General features: G+C 67.7%; 13 protein-coding genes. 5 read left to right on the forward strand and 8 right to left on the reverse strand.

Annotated features, from left to right (window positions below):
- The first annotated feature begins 28 nt into the window (after positions 1-28).
- On the forward strand, positions 29-739 hold the full coding sequence (locus tag ACI3KU_RS11420) for a FadR/GntR family transcriptional regulator (protein WP_404922436.1): 711 nt from the start codon (positions 29-31) through the stop codon (positions 737-739).
- A gap of 82 nt (positions 740-821) precedes the next feature.
- Here ACI3KU_RS11420 and ACI3KU_RS11425 read toward each other — a convergent pair whose 3' ends face one another.
- Both ACI3KU_RS11425 and ACI3KU_RS11430 read right to left on the reverse strand, forming a co-directional pair.
- A complete protein-coding gene (locus tag ACI3KU_RS11425; protein ID WP_404922437.1) occupies positions 822-1,166 on the reverse strand; it encodes a TM2 domain-containing protein in 345 nt (114 codons plus the stop codon).
- A gap of 146 nt (positions 1,167-1,312) precedes the next feature.
- Positions 1,313-1,834, reverse strand: a complete 522-nt coding sequence (locus ACI3KU_RS11430; protein ID WP_404922438.1) for an adenine phosphoribosyltransferase — start codon at positions 1,832-1,834, stop codon at positions 1,313-1,315.
- Positions 1,835-1,979: 145 nt separating this feature from the next.
- Here ACI3KU_RS11430 and ACI3KU_RS11435 point away from each other — a divergent pair, with 145 nt between their 5' ends.
- From ACI3KU_RS11435 to ACI3KU_RS11445, 3 genes are all read left to right on the forward strand, one after another.
- Positions 1,980-3,653, forward strand: a complete 1,674-nt coding sequence (locus tag ACI3KU_RS11435; protein ID WP_404922439.1) for a glycoside hydrolase family 13 protein — start codon at positions 1,980-1,982, stop codon at positions 3,651-3,653.
- A 366-nt stretch (positions 3,654-4,019) separates the two neighbouring features.
- Complete coding sequence (locus ACI3KU_RS11440; protein ID WP_404922440.1) at positions 4,020-4,595, forward strand: TetR/AcrR family transcriptional regulator; 576 nt, start codon at positions 4,020-4,022, stop codon at positions 4,593-4,595.
- 69 nt (positions 4,596-4,664) lie between these two features.
- The gene (locus tag ACI3KU_RS11445; RefSeq protein WP_404922441.1) at positions 4,665-5,021 is read left to right on the forward strand and encodes a nuclear transport factor 2 family protein; all 357 of its coding nucleotides are present in this window, start codon (positions 4,665-4,667) and stop codon (positions 5,019-5,021) included.
- Between the two features lie 55 nt (positions 5,022-5,076).
- Here ACI3KU_RS11445 and proS read toward each other — a convergent pair whose 3' ends face one another.
- Both proS and ACI3KU_RS11455 read right to left on the reverse strand, forming a co-directional pair.
- The gene (gene proS / locus ACI3KU_RS11450; RefSeq protein ID WP_404922442.1) at positions 5,077-6,495 is read right to left on the reverse strand and encodes a proline--tRNA ligase; all 1,419 of its coding nucleotides are present in this window, start codon (positions 6,493-6,495) and stop codon (positions 5,077-5,079) included.
- Positions 6,496-6,599: 104 nt separating this feature from the next.
- A complete protein-coding gene (locus ACI3KU_RS11455; protein WP_404922443.1) occupies positions 6,600-7,364 on the reverse strand; it encodes an aspartate dehydrogenase domain-containing protein in 765 nt (254 codons plus the stop codon).
- Positions 7,365-7,444: 80 nt separating this feature from the next.
- On the opposite strand from ACI3KU_RS11455, the gene ACI3KU_RS11460 reads away from it, so the two are divergent.
- Positions 7,445-7,933 (forward strand): hypothetical protein, encoded by a 489-nt coding sequence (locus ACI3KU_RS11460; RefSeq protein WP_404922444.1) that lies wholly within the window; start codon positions 7,445-7,447, stop codon positions 7,931-7,933.
- Between the two features lie 2 nt (positions 7,934-7,935).
- Here ACI3KU_RS11460 and ACI3KU_RS11465 read toward each other — a convergent pair whose 3' ends face one another.
- From ACI3KU_RS11465 to ACI3KU_RS11480, 4 genes are read right to left on the reverse strand one after another with little or no spacing between them, the layout of a single operon-like run.
- Entirely contained in the window at positions 7,936-8,457 is a 522-nt protein-coding gene (locus ACI3KU_RS11465) for a hypothetical protein (protein ID WP_404922445.1), read from the reverse strand.
- Positions 8,447-9,034 (reverse strand): RNA polymerase sigma factor, encoded by a 588-nt coding sequence (locus ACI3KU_RS11470; RefSeq protein ID WP_404922446.1) that lies wholly within the window; start codon positions 9,032-9,034, stop codon positions 8,447-8,449. Before ACI3KU_RS11470 ends, ACI3KU_RS11465 begins: the two co-directional genes overlap by 11 nt.
- Positions 9,035-9,055: 21 nt before the next feature.
- Complete coding sequence (locus ACI3KU_RS11475) at positions 9,056-12,058, reverse strand: hypothetical protein (protein ID WP_404922447.1); 3,003 nt, start codon at positions 12,056-12,058, stop codon at positions 9,056-9,058.
- Between the two features lie 39 nt (positions 12,059-12,097).
- A complete protein-coding gene (locus tag ACI3KU_RS11480) occupies positions 12,098-15,097 on the reverse strand; it encodes an alpha-mannosidase (RefSeq protein WP_404922448.1) in 3,000 nt (999 codons plus the stop codon).
- Positions 15,098-15,150: the final 53 nt, after the last annotated feature.

Genomic DNA, 15,150 nt, shown 5'->3' on the forward strand with positions numbered 1-15,150 from the left:
TGTGGTTGAATCGCGGGAGGAGGTCCCCATGTCACAGCCGTCCGGCAGCATTCTGGCGCGTCAGACTCTCGCGCGCCTGAAAGCGCGGATCTCGTCCGGCGAGTGGCCCGTGGGATCCCGCATCCCCACCGAGCCGGAGCTCATCGAAGAACTGAACGTCGGCCGCTCCACGGTGCGCGAGGCCGTCCGATCCCTTGCCACGCTCGGAATGGTGGAAACGCTCACCGCGCGCGGAACGTTCGTCCGGTCCTTGACTCCCGCCCCGTCCCTCCTGTTGGACGCTCTGGCGGCGTACCACCCGGCCGAGCTGGTCGGAATCCGCCGCGCACTGGACGTCGAGGCGGCGCAGACGGCCGCCGCCAACTGGAGCGCACCCCTGCTGGAGACGATGGAGTCCACCATCGCGGCGGAGATGGAGACCGTGCGCGAGGGAACCGGATCGGTGCGCTGCTCGCTGTTTCACGGCGTGATCGCACAGGCCTCCGGCAACCGCCTGCTCTTCGACCTGGTCCAGAACCTCTCGATGGCACTCGACTCCTCCGGCCTCGGCGATCGGATCGCCGGCGACATGGATCCCGTGGTGATGCTGGCCGATCACGACCGTCTGCTGACCGCGATTCGCGCGCGCGACGTTGCCGCGGCGGCGCACCTCATGGCGCTGCACGTCGACACGCAGCTGCGCACCTTGCAGGCGTCGCCGGTGATGACCGAACTCGCCTCGCTCCGCTCGGAGTCCTGAGCTCTGCGGGAAACCCTCGCTTCATCGCGCGTAGCTGGCTCCCATCCGCGAGGGAGGGGAGCCAGATGCGCGCTATGAAAGGTCAGTTGCCGTAGTAGGCGCCGAAGCTCAGCAGGCCGAGAGCCCCGCTGATGCCACCGCTGATCGCGCCGAGAACGACGAAGATGCCCGTGATGATCCACGCGATCTTGCGGTTCTCGAGGTAGCCGTACAGGGGTGCGCCCTGCTTGTCGCGCTGCGATCCGACCAGCGTGATGATGAGGTCGATGAGCCACCACAGACCGAGGCCGCCGAAGGTGATCAGCTTCAGGATTCCCGTGCCGATCTTGCCGAGATAGAAGCGGTCGATGCCGAGACCACCGAGCAGCCACGACAGCAGCCAGGTGACGACGAAGGACTTCTGGCCGGAGTATTGAGGGGCAGACATGAGGTGTCCGATCGTGCGTGGGCCCCGAGACTGTGCGCGGGCCCGTGGCAGGTGCACAGCACCGCGAGTGTACAGCCCACACGGGATCGTTCATAGAACAACAGGCCCCTCTGCGCGCAGAGAGACCCGGAGTTCGTGAGGACGGATCAGGCGAAGACGGCGTGCACCGACTTCTCGCCGAGGGCTGCGCGGCCGCCGAGACCCTCGATCTCCAGCAGCACAGCGGTGCCGGCGACGATGCCGCCGAGCTGCTCGACCACGCCGTGCGCCGCGTGCAGGGTGCCACCTGTGGCGAGCACGTCATCCACCACGAGCACGCGTGCGCCCGCGGGAATGTCGGCACCGACCTCGATGGTCGCGGTGCCGTACTCCAGGTCGTAGGTCATCTGGGCGGCGGGCTGCGGCGTCTTGCCGGCCTTGCGGATCGGCAGCACACCGGTGCCCGCGATAGCGGCGGCGGCACCCGCAAGCACGAAGCCACGCGCCTCGACGCCGGCGACGAGGTCGAACTGTCCGGCGAACGGCTCGATGAGCGCGTCGATCGTCGCGCGGAACGCCTGCGCGTCCGCAAGCAGCGGAGCGATATCACGGAAGAGGATGCCCGGCTGGGGGAAGTCCTGCGTGAGGCGGATGAGGGAGAACGCGCGGTCCAGTTCGACGGAAGTCACGTGCAACCACGATACTCGCTGCACCTGAGAAGCGCGCCCGGATTCCTCAGCGTGACCAGCGCACGATCCCTACCGTGATCGAATCGATTCGAAACCTGGGAGCGGCGACCCTTCATTCCGGGATGCGTGCACTACGGTGGTGCGCATGAGCACCTCGCCCGAGCACGTCGCCACCGGTTCCGAGTGGTGGCGCACCGCCGTCATCTATCAGATCTATCCGCGCTCCTTCGCCGACGCATCCGGCGACGGCATCGGTGATCTGCCCGGCATCGAGAGCCGCATGGACGCCCTGGCCCAGCTCGGCGTCGATGCCCTGTGGCTGAGCCCCTTCATGGTGAGCCCGCAGCGCGACGCCGGCTACGACGTGGCCGACTACCGTGACGTCGACCCGCTGTTCGGCACGCTCGCCGACTTCGACGCGATGCTGGCTGCCGCTCACGAGCGCGGGATCAAGCTGATCGTCGACCTCGTCCCGAATCACTCCTCCTCTGATCACGCCTGGTTCCAGGCGGCGTTGGCCGCGGCACCCGGTTCGGTCGAGCGTGCCCGCTACATCTTCCGTGATGGCATGGGCGAGAACGGCGAACTCCCCCCGAACAACTGGGAGTCGGTGTTCGGCGGTCGCGCCTGGACCCGGGTCACCGAGGCCGACGGGACTCCCGGCCAGTGGTACCTGCACATCTTCGACAGCAGCCAGCCCGACTTCGACTGGAGCAACGAGGAGGTGCGCGAGGAGTTCCGTGGCGTGCTGCGCTTCTGGCTGGCCCGCGGTGCCGACGGTTTCCGCGTCGACGTCGCCCACGGACTCGTCAAGGCCGACGGACTCCCCGACTACACCCCGCCCGCCGACGGCGACTCGATGGGCGGCCACGAGCCGGTTCCGTACTGGGGTCAGGAAGGCGTCCACGACATCTACCGCGACTGGCACACCGTGCTCGCGGAGTACGAGGGTGACCGCGTGCTCTGCGCCGAGGCCTGGCTTCCCACGCTCGATGAGACCGCACTCTGGGTGCGCAGCGACGAGATGCACCAGGCGTTCAACTTCCTCTACATGTACGCGGGGTGGAATGCCGATGCCCAGCGCGAGGTGATCACGGAGTCGCTGCGTGCGTTCAACAGCGTTGGTGCCCCCTCCACCTGGGTGCTGTCCAACCACGATGTGGTGCGTCACGCCACCCGTTTCGCGGTCGAGTTCGAGAACGCGCAGGGCGCGGGAATCGGCCCGAACACCCCCGGTCCGCGTCCGGATGCCACTCTCGGCCTCCGCCGTGCGCGCGCCGCCACGACGCTGATGCTCGCCCTGCCCGGCTCCGCCTACCTCTACCAGGGCGAGGAACTCGGTCTTCCCGAAGCGATCGATCTGCCCGACGAAGCGCGACAGGATCCGTCGTTCTTCCGCACCAACGGCGAGCGCTACGGTCGCGACGGCTGCCGCGTGCCGATCCCGTGGGAGCCGGAGGCACCCGCGTTCGGCTTCAACACCACGGGCGAGAGCTGGCTGCCGCAGCCGGCGGAGTACGCCGAGTTCTCCCGCTCTTTCGAGGAGAAGGACGACGCCTCCACGCTGGAGCTCTACAAGAACCTGCTTACCGAGCGCCGCGCGCACGGCCTCGGCTCCGGCACGCTCGCATGGAAGGACACCGGCAGCGCCACGCTGCTGGCACTGACCAATGCGGACGTCGAGGTGGTCGTGAACTTCGGCGCAGACGAGCTCCTCGTCGACGCCGATCGCGTGATCCTCTCGTCGGAGCCACTGCTGGTGAGCACGGAGAACCAGGCGATGGTCCCCACCGACGTCACGGTCTGGCTCCGCGCCTGACATGACGCGAAGCGCCCGCCGCTCCTGCCCCGGAGCGACAGGCGCTTCGTCGTTGCGCCGCCCCGTGTCGTGAACGCATGAACATGCGCCGAGACAATGACTGAATCCGGCGATCGCTCATGGTTTCGGCTCATTGTCATGCGTTCACGCCACGAAGGAGGCACGCGCGGGCGAACACGACGGGCCGGTCGCGACACCAGGCACGTGCCGCGAATCAATGAACATGCGCCGAGACCATGAGCCATCACGCCAATCGCTCATGGCTTCGGTGCATCCTCATGCATTCACGACAGGAGGTCTCGTTGTCCCGCACACACCACGGCACGGTTATTGACCCATAGTTCAAAAACCCGTACGCTCGACCACATGGGAAGACCGCGCGCGTTCGACGACACGACGGTGATCATGCGCGCCATGGAGGCGTTCTGGACCCACGGCTACGCCGAGACCTCGCCCGCGATCCTCGCCGAGGCGACGGGCGTGGCGAAGGGAAGCCTCTACAACGCGTTCGGCAGCAAGCGAGAGCTGTTCGATCGAGCACTCGATCACTACCAGTCCATGATCACCGCGCAGGCCGAACAGCTCCTCGCAGAGCCCGGAACCACGCGCGAGACGATCCGTGCAGCCTTGCGGGCCGTGGTCGACGGTGATCTCGCCTCCGTGCCACGACGCGGCTGTCTCGTCGGCAACACCACGGTCGAGCTCGCCGGGTCCGACCCGGAGCTCGCGCGTCGCCTGCGCCGAATGCAGGACGAGTCGACCTCGTGGTTCACCTCCCGCATCGAGCGGGGGCAGGTGGAGGGCGACGTCTCCCGAGAGGTGAATGCCGCCGCGCTCGCCGCATTCTTCGCCACCACACTCGCCGGACTCCGAGTCATGGCGATGACGCACGATGCCGACACCCTGTATCGGGTCATCGACACCGCCGTCGCCAGTCTCTGAGCGCACCCGTGTCGTCCTCCTCTTTGCCCAAGTTTTTGACCTGCAGTTCCAATTTTCAAGGAGACACTGATGACCTTCCAGAACGACTACCTCGCGGCGTGGATCGAGCCGAATGATAGGGCCCGCCGCGACGCCATCGAACGGGTGTGGGACACGGACGCCGAGCTGAGCGTGTCATCCACGGGCGAGACGCTGCGCGGCATCCACGCGATCGAGGCGCATATCGGCGCTGTCCACGGCGATCTGATCGCGACGAAGGGGCTCACGTTCCAGTACGACCAGGAGCTGACCTCCGGCGACGCCCTCCTGCTGCGGTGGTCGATGACAGCTCCCACCGGTGCGGTCGTCGGACGCGGCGTGGACACCGTGTTCCGCAACGCCGATGGCCGCGTGAGCCGCGCCTACATGTTCATGGGCGTGAGCTGATCCGTACGCGACGATGCCCGCCCCGGTTCCGGGGCGGGCATCGTGCTGCAGTGGATCAGTACGCGCGGGCGACGATCGCGACCAGATCGGTCTCGGGGTTGTGCGGGTCAGGCATGTTCCCGTCGCGGGTCCGCAGGCAGCGCACGGTGATCGCGTCCTTGTTCAGCTCCTTCTCGCCGTCCTCGCCGAGCACGGCCCAGTCGATGACGGCGAAGCCGGTCTGCGCGGCCTCGCGAGCCTCCTCGATCGTCGACACGTGTGTCGTGCGCTCGTCCAGACGCTTCTGCGCCGCGGCGAACATGTCGGCCTGGATCTCGTCGAGCAGCGCGGGCAGGCGTGTGGCCACCTCGGCGAGGGGAAGCTGCTGCTTGCCACCCTGGTCGCGGCGCGCGAACGTGATCTGCTCGGCATCGAGGTCGCGAGGACCCACCTCCACGCGGACCGGGACGCCCTTGAGCTCCCACTCCGTGGCGCGACGACCGAAGCCGGTCTGCGTGCGGTCGTCGAGCTTCGCGCGAACGCCCGCGGCGGCGAGGTCGGCCACGATCTTCCGTGCTGCCTCGATGGTGCGCTCGTCGTCCTTCACGACGATGACGACCACCTGATGCGGCGCGATGCGCGGCGGGAGGATCAAGCCGGCGTCGTCGCCGTGCGACATGATGAGGCCACCCATCATGCGCGTGGACGAGCCCCACGACGTGGTCCAGGCGGTCTGCGCAGCGCCGTCGGTGTCGGAGAAGGTGATGCCGAACGCGTTGGCGAAGTTCTGACCCAGCTCGTGCGACGTCGCCATCTGCAGCGCCTTGCCGTCGCCCATCATGGCCTCGCAGGTCATGGTGTTGATGGCGCCAGCGAAGCGCTCGGACGCGGTCTTGAAGCCGGGGAGCACCGGGATCGCGAGCACGTTCTCCAGGAAGTCCTTGTAGACGTCCAGGTGAATGCGGCGCGCGTAGTTCGCGGCGTCCTCACGCGTGGCGTGTGCGGTGTGGCCCTCCTGCCAGAGGAACTCCGTCGTACGCAGGAACACACGCGGACGCATCTCCCAGCGGACGACATTGGCCCACTGGTTCAGCAGCATGGGCAGGTCGCGGTGCGACTGAATCCACTTCGCCATGACCTCGCCGAACAGCGTCTCGCTGGTCGGGCGGACCACGACGGGCTCGGTCAGCTCCTTGCCGCCCGCATGGGTGACGACGGCGAGCTCGGGGCTGAAGCCCTCAACGTGCTCGGCCTCGCGCTCGAGGTACGACTGCGGGATGAACAGTGGCAGATAGACGTTCTCCGCACCGGTCGCCTTGATCCGAGCGTCCATGCCGGCCTGCATGCCCTCCCACATCGCGTAGGAGTACGGTCGCATGACCATGGTGCCGCGAACAGGACCGTTGTCCGCGAGCTGCGCCTTCTCGAGGATGTCCTGGTACCACTGGGGAAAGTCGTTCTCGATCGATGCGAGGATCTTCTGTCGTTCAGCCACCTACCCAGGGTACCGGTGTGCCGTCCGCGCCCCGCATTCGGTTCCCGGCCCGGCTTCGGTCACGTCACGCGCTTTCGGCGGCAAGGTCCTCGTTCCGAGACACGTCAGAGGACGACTGGTCCGACAGGAGCATCGAAACCCCGCAGCCGCGCATAATCATCGACCGCGCGCACCACGGCGCGGGCGACCACCGCGCTCGATCTCGGCCGCTCGGGCGAGGGCTCATTGGTCACCGTCACGGTCACCTCTCCCAGCTCGCCCGCCGCGTGAATCGTGTGCCGTGTGCGCACCGCTGCGGGGTCCGCCACGACCCGTGCCGTCGCGGTGTCCCACGCATCGGCCGCGAGCGCGACCGCGGCAGCGACGTTGGCGGATGCCGGAAAGCGCCGCGTCACAGCGGTGGCGAGATCGTCGTCCAGCACGATCTCCTCCTGCCCCGCCGCCAGCCGCTGGCGCAACGCATCATCCATCCACGGCTGGATGAGCGTGGCCGGCAGCTTCCGGCTCTCGATACTCACCCGATCCAGCACACCCCCGACCCGCAGGGCGCGCACCTGATCGAGCCCGCCGACCGCACCGGTGCACACGATGAGCCGGCCGTGGCCACTGGCAAGTCGCTGTCGGAGGCCCGGATCGGCCAGCGCACCCACGGACAACAGCAGCACATCCGTACCGCGCTCGAGGACGCCGGGTACACGTTCCGCGGCAGCGCTCTGTGTGGCTGCTTCGACGAGCAGGTCAAGGCCGTCAGGGATCGCATCCGCGCGGCCGAACGCGCCGACCACCTCGTACGGTCGCGAAGCCAGCTCGCCTCGCACCGTGCGAGTGATGTTCCCGTCGCCGATGAACCCGATCCGCATGCGCGTCATGTCCCCATCTTCACCCACTGAAACGAACCTGCGCAGCGCGAGCGGACATCACCTGACACCACCCGAACACAGGAGTTCTCATGCTTCACGCCCTCGCCGCCGTCGCGATCGCTGCCACAGCGCTCACCCCCACAGCGCTCACCGAGCCGCCCGTCACGGAACACTGCGCGGTGGAGGTCGTCGCCGCAGCGGACGAATCGGTGCATGCCGAGGAGATCGTCTGCTTTGCCACCGAAGCCGAGCGGGACGACTACATCTCGGCCCAGACGACGTCACCGCTGAGCCGCGCAGGTTCAGTGAAACTCGGAACCGCCTACAAGGGCACCAACCTCACCGGGTCGAGCCTCGCGTTCTGGGGGACGGGAACCTGCGCAAGCGCCACCTACGGGTTCGCGACGCTCGCGTCGGACTGGGTCACCGGGATGCGGTCGATCACGGGTTCCGGATGCGGCGTGCGGGTGTACAGCGCGACGAACTACGCCGGCACCTACATCACGTGCGCACCGACGTGCAATTCACTGACCACGGTGGCCGGGACGGCTAGGTCGTTGGTGTTCCGCCCGCTGTGAGCTCAACGCGGGCCTGATGTGGTGGCGACCGGCGCCAGCTGCAACGCCGTACAGATCTCCGGCGCGTCTGATGGCACGACGACGGCCGTGCCGTCAGACGCGACGCACACGGTGAGTGGCGGGACAGGGAACGGATCCTCGGGACGCAACGAGAGCGGATCGTACCCGGGGAGGAATGTCCCCTCCTCCCATTCCAGCGTGCAGACCTCCAGCGCGTCGGTACGCACGCCCGGGTTGAACGGCCCCGACATGACCGCATAGCCGCCGTCGAACCCGCCATCAGCGTTCCGCTTCGCCTCGCTCGCGCACATGGCGATCGACGTGTCGACGACCTCTGCCGGTGCCAGCACCCGCAGTCCGGCGATGGCGACGCCGCCGACGGCGACCAGCGAGAGCACCGAACCGATGAGGACACGACGGCGGCGCGTGCGGTGCGCACGGACGGGCTCGGAGGCGACGTGCTCGGCGAGCGCGTCGCGCATCGCGGTCAGTCGGGCGGGAGAGATGTCCCTCTCATCGTTCATCCGCATCCTCCTCTCTCCAAGGTATGTCCGCAGGAGCCAGAATGGTTCGCAGTCGACCCCGCGCACGATACAGACGGGACTTAACGGTACCGACGGGCAGCCCCAGAGCCGTCGCGGCATCGGTGACGGAATACGCCTCCAGCATCACCAGCTGAACCACCACCTGATCGCGGGCGTCCAGCGATGCGAGGGCCTGCCGCACGCGTCGCCGCGTCTCCTCGCGGGTGATGTCCTCGTCCACGCCGTCCGCCACATCGGGCTCTTCGATGCTCGGTGGCAGCTTCGCCAGCATCACGCCATAGCGACGCTTGGCGCGCGTGAGGTTACGACACACGTTCGTGGTGACGACGAACAGCCAGGGCAGCAGAGAATCGTCGACGATCCGCACCTTCTTGCGCAACCGCCACAGCTCAAGGAAGACGACAGCCGTGGCTTCCTCCGCCAGGTCGAAGGAGTCAGTCTGGCGGAATGCGGCCGCCAGCACGCGCCTGCGGTAGCGGTCGAAGATCTCGACGAAGGCTCGCTGAGATCCCGATGTCGCTGCAAGCCACAGCGCCGCGTCCGAATCCCCCTGCACCGATCCAGCGTACGAACGGGCCTACGGGGAAGCAAATGACGCCGCGCTGCGCTGGCGATGGCCCGGCAGCGCGAGAACGAGTCCGAGCACCAGCACCACCGCACCGAAGACCGCAGCGACCGCCGCCGATTCGGGCGGGATGTCGAGGTACACGGTGATGCCCAGGATCCGTGCGAGACCCCACGGCAGGAGCCCGAGCTGATCGTTCCAAACCGTGAGCGACTGTTCCAGGCCGACCATCGCGATGATGGCGGCGGGAATCGCGAGCGCCGCACCGATTCCGGAGAGCACGACACCGGTGGATCGCCGCGATCCGAGGGAGTGCGCCAGGGCCACGGCCGCGGCGACGAACACCCAGACGAAGAGGGCGAAGGCCACGGTGATGTAGGCGGTGCGTCGGATCGGATCCGTCCAGAACGCGAACCAGTACCCACCGGGACCGGTGACCGACAGCGCCGCGAGCGCGAGCACGCACCGCAGGATGATCACACCACCGACCGCCGCGATCATCGGCCAGGCGCTGCGACGGGCGAGAAGCAGCAGCACGCCGCAGAACAGCGCCCACGCACCGAGAATGAGGAGCAGATGAACGCCGGCGAGCAGCGACGTCTGCACCGCCCGCGTGGCGACGAGCAGCACGGCCGGCACGATCGCGAGCCACCAGCGGGCACCGCCCGACAGTGCAGCAACAAGGTCCGCTGCCCGCCAGGGAGTGATCGCCGCTCGCAACTGTGCGGCTGGAGCGGAACGACGACGCACCAGCGCCACGAGCAGCCACGCCGCGGCCCCCAAGAGCAGCACGCGCGCGGCCCACGCCATCGCGAGATCGCGATCCGCGCGCTCCACACCCAGGGCCGCCGCTTCGAGGTTGTACGCCGGGTAGTCGACGGACGCACCGTACTGCGCGAGGTGCGCGGCGGCGATGCCCTCATATTCGTCGCGAGCCTGTTCCCACGCGGCGTACTCGTCCGGCGAGAGGGTGTCGTGCCAGGCGGCCTGGTGCAGGAACATGCTGCGATAGGCGCCGAGGAGTTCCAGCGTGCTGCGCTCGTAGGCCAGGGTGTCGACGAAGCGCTGACGCATGTCGGGATCGCGCCAGGTGCCGGCGTCTGTGCCGGTGACCAGATCCTGCATCTGCGTCACGGTGTCGAGCGCCTCGGCACCGCCGTCGATCGCCGTCGTGAGGTCGTCCCGCGCGATCGCGTAGATCACGTCCAGAGCCGCGGAATCTCCGGTGAGGATGTCCCACTCGAAGATCCACATCATGGGCGGCGGTTCCAACCCGATCGCAAAGACGCGTTTCTCCGCGAACGGCTCGATGTACATCCCCGTCTTGATGGCGTCGCGCGACAGAGTCATGGCCTGCACGATCGCGGCGACCGTGTCGGGATCATCCGAGAACCACTGCCGAGCCCAGCCGGCGGTGATCGCGGAAGGATCGGTGTCTGGGTCCCGCGCCAGCCGCACGGCCAGCCGGGAGTTGAGATCGGCGAGCTGCCAGAAGCCGGCCTTCTGCACCAGGATCATCGGCCCGGCGCGCCAGGGTCCGCCGTCCTGCTCCCACACCCACACGCCCTCGATCCGCGGGTTGCCGGCCAGCAGCCGCTGCAGCGCCCACTGGTATTCGGCCCCCAGATCATTCGGGAACGCGCCGTTGTTCTCAAACTCGCGACGGCTCTGGAACTCCACGATCCTGCGCTGCTCGCCGCCGAGCAGCGTGTCGTTGAGCGGAAGCCAGCTGTAGAAGTCGCCGAGGGTGTACTTGGTGGAGACGATGAGCGCGCGCGAGTCGATGCCAGACAGCACCTCGTCGTAGGAGTTCACGTTGGTGTGCATGTCGCCGACGGCCCCGACGCCCACGCTCCAGGTGCGGAAGATCACCTCCCGCCCGGACTCCTCGGCCTGACCGGTGAGGGCGGTCAGCATGGCACGGACCCCGTCGACGGTGGTCACCGCGAGCGCGGAGTAATAGTCCCAGCCCGGCAGGTCGTAAATGCGCCCCGCCTCGCCGATGCGGATCAGCACGCCGTCGAGTGCGGGCGCGGCCTCGTACAGCTCGTCCAAGGCGGCGGTGTACACCTCCCAGAGCTCGGGATTGGCCACGTCCAGCGATCCGAACCGCTCCCGCAGGTACTGCTCCAGCGGCTCGGTGAGGGTGAGCATGTCGGTGCGGAGGAACACCTTCACGCCGAGTTCGGCGGCACGATCCCACAGCGGGATGAATGCGTTGCGAATCGCGATGGCCCGGTCGATATGCGGGTCATCCGCGGGGTAGACGGGATCGCCCTCCAGCCCCGCGAAGGTGACGAACTCGATCAATCCCGGGAACGCGATGGCGTTGTACCCCTCCGCCACGATGCGGGTCAGGTACTCGTCGAAATCGGTCGTGGCCCGTGCGAGCGCCTCGGTGTCGACATAGGGAGCATCGGCGCGGAACACGTCGGCGAACGCCTTCGACGCGTGCGAGTAGTCGGTGCCGCCCTCCCACTGCGCGGGGTCGGCGACCACGCCCACGGCGCCCAGATCGGCCATGCGTAGGGGCAATCGGGACGTCACCTCCTGTCCCGTCATCGAGGTGATGTCCCGCCCCTCGCGGACGGCCGCAGCGAGGTCGTAGATGCCGCGGGCAGCACCCGCCTCGCCAGCCGCGGTGAGGCTGAGCGCCGTGGGATCGCCGTCGATGCGGTAGGACTCGTCATCGGGATCGGAGCCGACGCTCAGCTGGAGGGTCGCCTCTCCTGCGGTCGCGCGATCCTGGTACGCGTCGTCCAGCGCAGCCGCCGCGGCGGTAAGTCGCGGGCCGGCGACGGCGGTCGTCATGCGGATGAGTGGCGGCACGGTGGCGGTGACGACCGGTTCCGTGCGTCCCGCCTCCTGCATGGGCTCGGAGGGCTCCGTGCGGATGCCGAGCGCATCGCCGACGCCCAGGGCGACGGCCCCGCCGATCAGCAGCGCGACGAGAAACGCCCCGATCGCTCCGAGCGCGCGGAATCGGCCCCTCGACTGTCGCGTCTTCGCTCGCACACCAGCACCCTATCGGCGGCGGTGCGAATCGGAACAGACTCAGGCGCGCGGAATCCGCAGCGTGCGCACCTCGAAGGGTGTGAGTGACAGCGACGATCCCGTGCGGGCGTCGGGAAGCTCGTCCTCAATGAGACTCACCTCGCGCACGCCCGCATGAGCGAACGAGACGCGAATCTCACCGGTGGTGCGTTCGCCCAGCGCCTCGTACACACGCACGATCACGTCTCCGGAGCGATCGGCGGCCAGCTTCACGGAGGACACCACGATGCCGCGACCCGTGACGGTGACGAGCGGTTCGACGGGCCCGGAACCCGAAACAGCAGTGGCCGGAGAGTTCAGCTCGATCCCCGCAGCGGTCGCCGACTCCGTATCGGCGCCGATGACGAGCCCCGTGGTGATCACGTGCAGGCCGTGATCGGTATCGGGGTCGGGAAATCGCGGGGCGCGCAGCAGGGAGAGGCGCACGGTAGTGGTGACGCCGGACTCGTCGGAATCGCGCGTGGTGTCGTAACCGTACAGCGAATCGTTCACCACGGCCGCGCCGAAACCGCGCTCCTGCACCAAGACGAATCGGTGCATCGACGTCTCGAACTTCGCCGCTTCCCACGACGTGTTCACGTGTGTGGCGCGCGACTGATAGCCATACTGCGTCTCGGCGTCCGTCGTCTGGGCCTGGATTGCGAGCGGGAAGGACTGCTTGAGCAGCTTCTCGGTCTCTCGCCAGTCGATCTCGTTGCGAATGAGGAGCGTGCGCGAGCCGGGCGCCAGAGTGATGACCTGCGTGATCGAGGATTCCGAGAAGCGCCGGTGCAGGCGCACAGTCGGGTGTCCGTGATCGCCGAGTCCCCACGTGAACGTGTAGACATCCCGCAGCTCCGTGGCGGTGTTGCGGTAGTACCGGTCGATGTCCCAGGCGTCCCACTTGTTCGGGAAGTCCTGATGCAGCTGCAGCAGGTTGGCGGGCTGACCGAGCGGAATCGTCTCGCGCCCGGTGGCCAGATCCACGGCAGAGACGATGAGCCCCTCGCGGGAGATGAGCACGCGCACAAGGTGGTTGGTGAGTTCCACCACCTCGTCCTCTTCCCCGTACCCGATCGAAACTCGCCCGCCGGGTCCCGTCGCCGGCGCGGCCGCGAGCGCCTCGTCACCCACGCGATAGGGCGTGAACACGAGCGGCACGTCACCAGTTCCAGCGAGAGCCGCGCGAGCGGTGTCGGCGAGCGCCGTCGCCTCCGCGACGACGTCGGTGAGAACGGCGACCGCCTCGCGGTGCACCCACGCGATCGAGGTGCCCGGCAGGATATCGTGGAACTCGTTCAGCAGCACGGTCTCCCAGAGCCGATCGAGGGCGTCATAGGGGTAGTCAGCAAGACCGCGAACCGCGGCGGTGGCCGCCCAGAGCTCGGCCTCGAGCAGCGTGTGTTCGGCGCGGCGGTGCAGGGCTTTGGTCTGGTGCTGACTGGTGAGCGTTCCGCGGTGGAGCTCGAGATACAGCTCACCGACCCACACAGCAGGCTTCGCGAGTTCGGCCCGCGCCTGCTCGAAGAACGTGTCCGGTGACTCCCATTGCACCGTCGCGGACCCCTCGAGGTTCGCCAGTCGCTGCTGTTTGCCGACCATCTCGCGCGTGGTGCCGCCACCGCCGTCACCCCAGCCGACGGGTGCCAGCGAGCGGGTGGCCACCCGGTTCTCCTGGAACTGGCGTGAGGCCTTCGCCACCTCCTCGCCGCTGAGTTCGGAGTTGTAGGTGACCATCGGCGGGAAGTGCGTGAACATGCGCGATCCGTCGATGCCCTCCCACAGGAAGGTGTGATGCGGGAAAACGTTGCGTTGATTCCAGGAGATCTTCTGCGTGAAGAACCACTCGAATCCGGCACGGCGCATCAGCTGCGGTAGCGCCGGCGAGTAGCCGAACGAGTCGGGCAGCCAGACACCGCGTGAGCGTACACCGAACTCGCTCTCGAAGAAGCGCTGGCCGTAGAGGAACTGGCGAGCCAGCGACTCACCGGTCGGCATCACGGTGTCGGATTCCACCCACATGCCGCCGAGCGGCAGAAACCGCCCCGCGGCGACCGCCGCTCGGACGCGCTCGTACACCTCGGGACGGTGCTCCTTGATCCACTTGTACTGCTGGGCGGAGCTCATGCCGTAGACGAACTCGTCGGTCTCATCGATGAGGCGCGCCATCGTGGAGGTGGTGCGGGCCACCTTGCGAATGGTCTCGCGCACCGGCCACAGCCAGGCGGAGTCGATGTGGGCATGACCGACCGCCGAGATGTGATGCGCGCTCGCATCCGCGGGACGCGCGAGCACGTCCGCGAGCCGGGCTCGTGCTTGCGTTGCTGTTTCGACGATGTGCTGCAGATCCAGCACATCGAGCGCATCATCGAGCGCCTGCAGGATGCGCATCCGACGCGGTTCGGTGGCCGCCAGCTCCGCCTGCAGGTCGACGAGGACTTCCAGGTCGAGGGCTAGCTCGAACACCTCGGGTTCGAAGACGGCGAGGTCCATGGTGCGCAGGCGATACAGCGGACGTGTCGACGTGGTCAGCACGTCGCCGTCCCGGGTGGGGAGGAAGGGGTGGTAATCCAGCAGCACGGGGTTGGATGCAGCTTCGAGGAAGAGGGTGATCTGCTCGCCGCCGTTGGCGTCTGGGGTGATGGGAACCCACTGATTACGAGGGTTGAGCGACTTCACGGGGGTCAGATCCGGAAGGTAGACGAGCGCTTCCTGCTGGAATCCCGTCATGTTGACGTCGAATCCGAGATCGAGGTGGGCTTCCACGCGTTTGCCGGCCCAGTCTGCGGGGACCGTGCCGGTGACCTTGAACCAGGTCGTCCCCCAGGCCGGCCCCCATGCGCTGCCGACCTGGTGTGGTACGAACACCAGCGCGAGGCCCTCAGCCGGGGCGATCGGCTCACCCGGCAGCTGGTGCGCCTCCACCGTGAGCGGTACGCGAGCTGAGTAGATCGCCGGGCGAACCCGCTCGTCGAGCACACGGGTCACCCGCCCCACCGTGAGCGAGGTCTCGTCGTGCATTTTCTTCCTCTCGACAGCGTCGTCAGGCCCACTAAACCGATCAAGTACAGTGA

It is taken from the genome of Microbacterium sp. ZW T5_56, from assembly GCF_044987425.1.
GTDB lineage: Bacteria > Actinomycetota > Actinomycetes > Actinomycetales > Microbacteriaceae > Microbacterium.

Excerpts from the sequence above, each read along its gene's own strand:
- ACI3KU_RS11420 (WP_404922436.1), top strand. The coding sequence starts at position 29 with ATGTCACAGCCGTCCGGCAGCATTCTGGCGCGTCAGACTCTCGCGCGC.
- ACI3KU_RS11425 (WP_404922437.1), bottom strand. The coding sequence starts at position 1,166 with ATGTCTGCCCCTCAATACTCCGGCCAGAAGTCCTTCGTCGTCACCTGG.
- ACI3KU_RS11435 (WP_404922439.1), top strand. The coding sequence starts at position 1,980 with ATGAGCACCTCGCCCGAGCACGTCGCCACCGGTTCCGAGTGGTGGCGC.
- ACI3KU_RS11440 (WP_404922440.1), top strand. The coding sequence starts at position 4,020 with ATGGGAAGACCGCGCGCGTTCGACGACACGACGGTGATCATGCGCGCC.
- ACI3KU_RS11445 (WP_404922441.1), top strand. The coding sequence starts at position 4,665 with ATGACCTTCCAGAACGACTACCTCGCGGCGTGGATCGAGCCGAATGAT.
- ACI3KU_RS11455 (WP_404922443.1), bottom strand. The coding sequence starts at position 7,364 with ATGACGCGCATGCGGATCGGGTTCATCGGCGACGGGAACATCACTCGC.
- ACI3KU_RS11460 (WP_404922444.1), top strand. The coding sequence starts at position 7,445 with ATGCTTCACGCCCTCGCCGCCGTCGCGATCGCTGCCACAGCGCTCACC.
- ACI3KU_RS11465 (WP_404922445.1), bottom strand. The coding sequence starts at position 8,457 with ATGAACGATGAGAGGGACATCTCTCCCGCCCGACTGACCGCGATGCGC.
- ACI3KU_RS11480 (WP_404922448.1), bottom strand. The coding sequence starts at position 15,097 with ATGCACGACGAGACCTCGCTCACGGTGGGGCGGGTGACCCGTGTGCTC.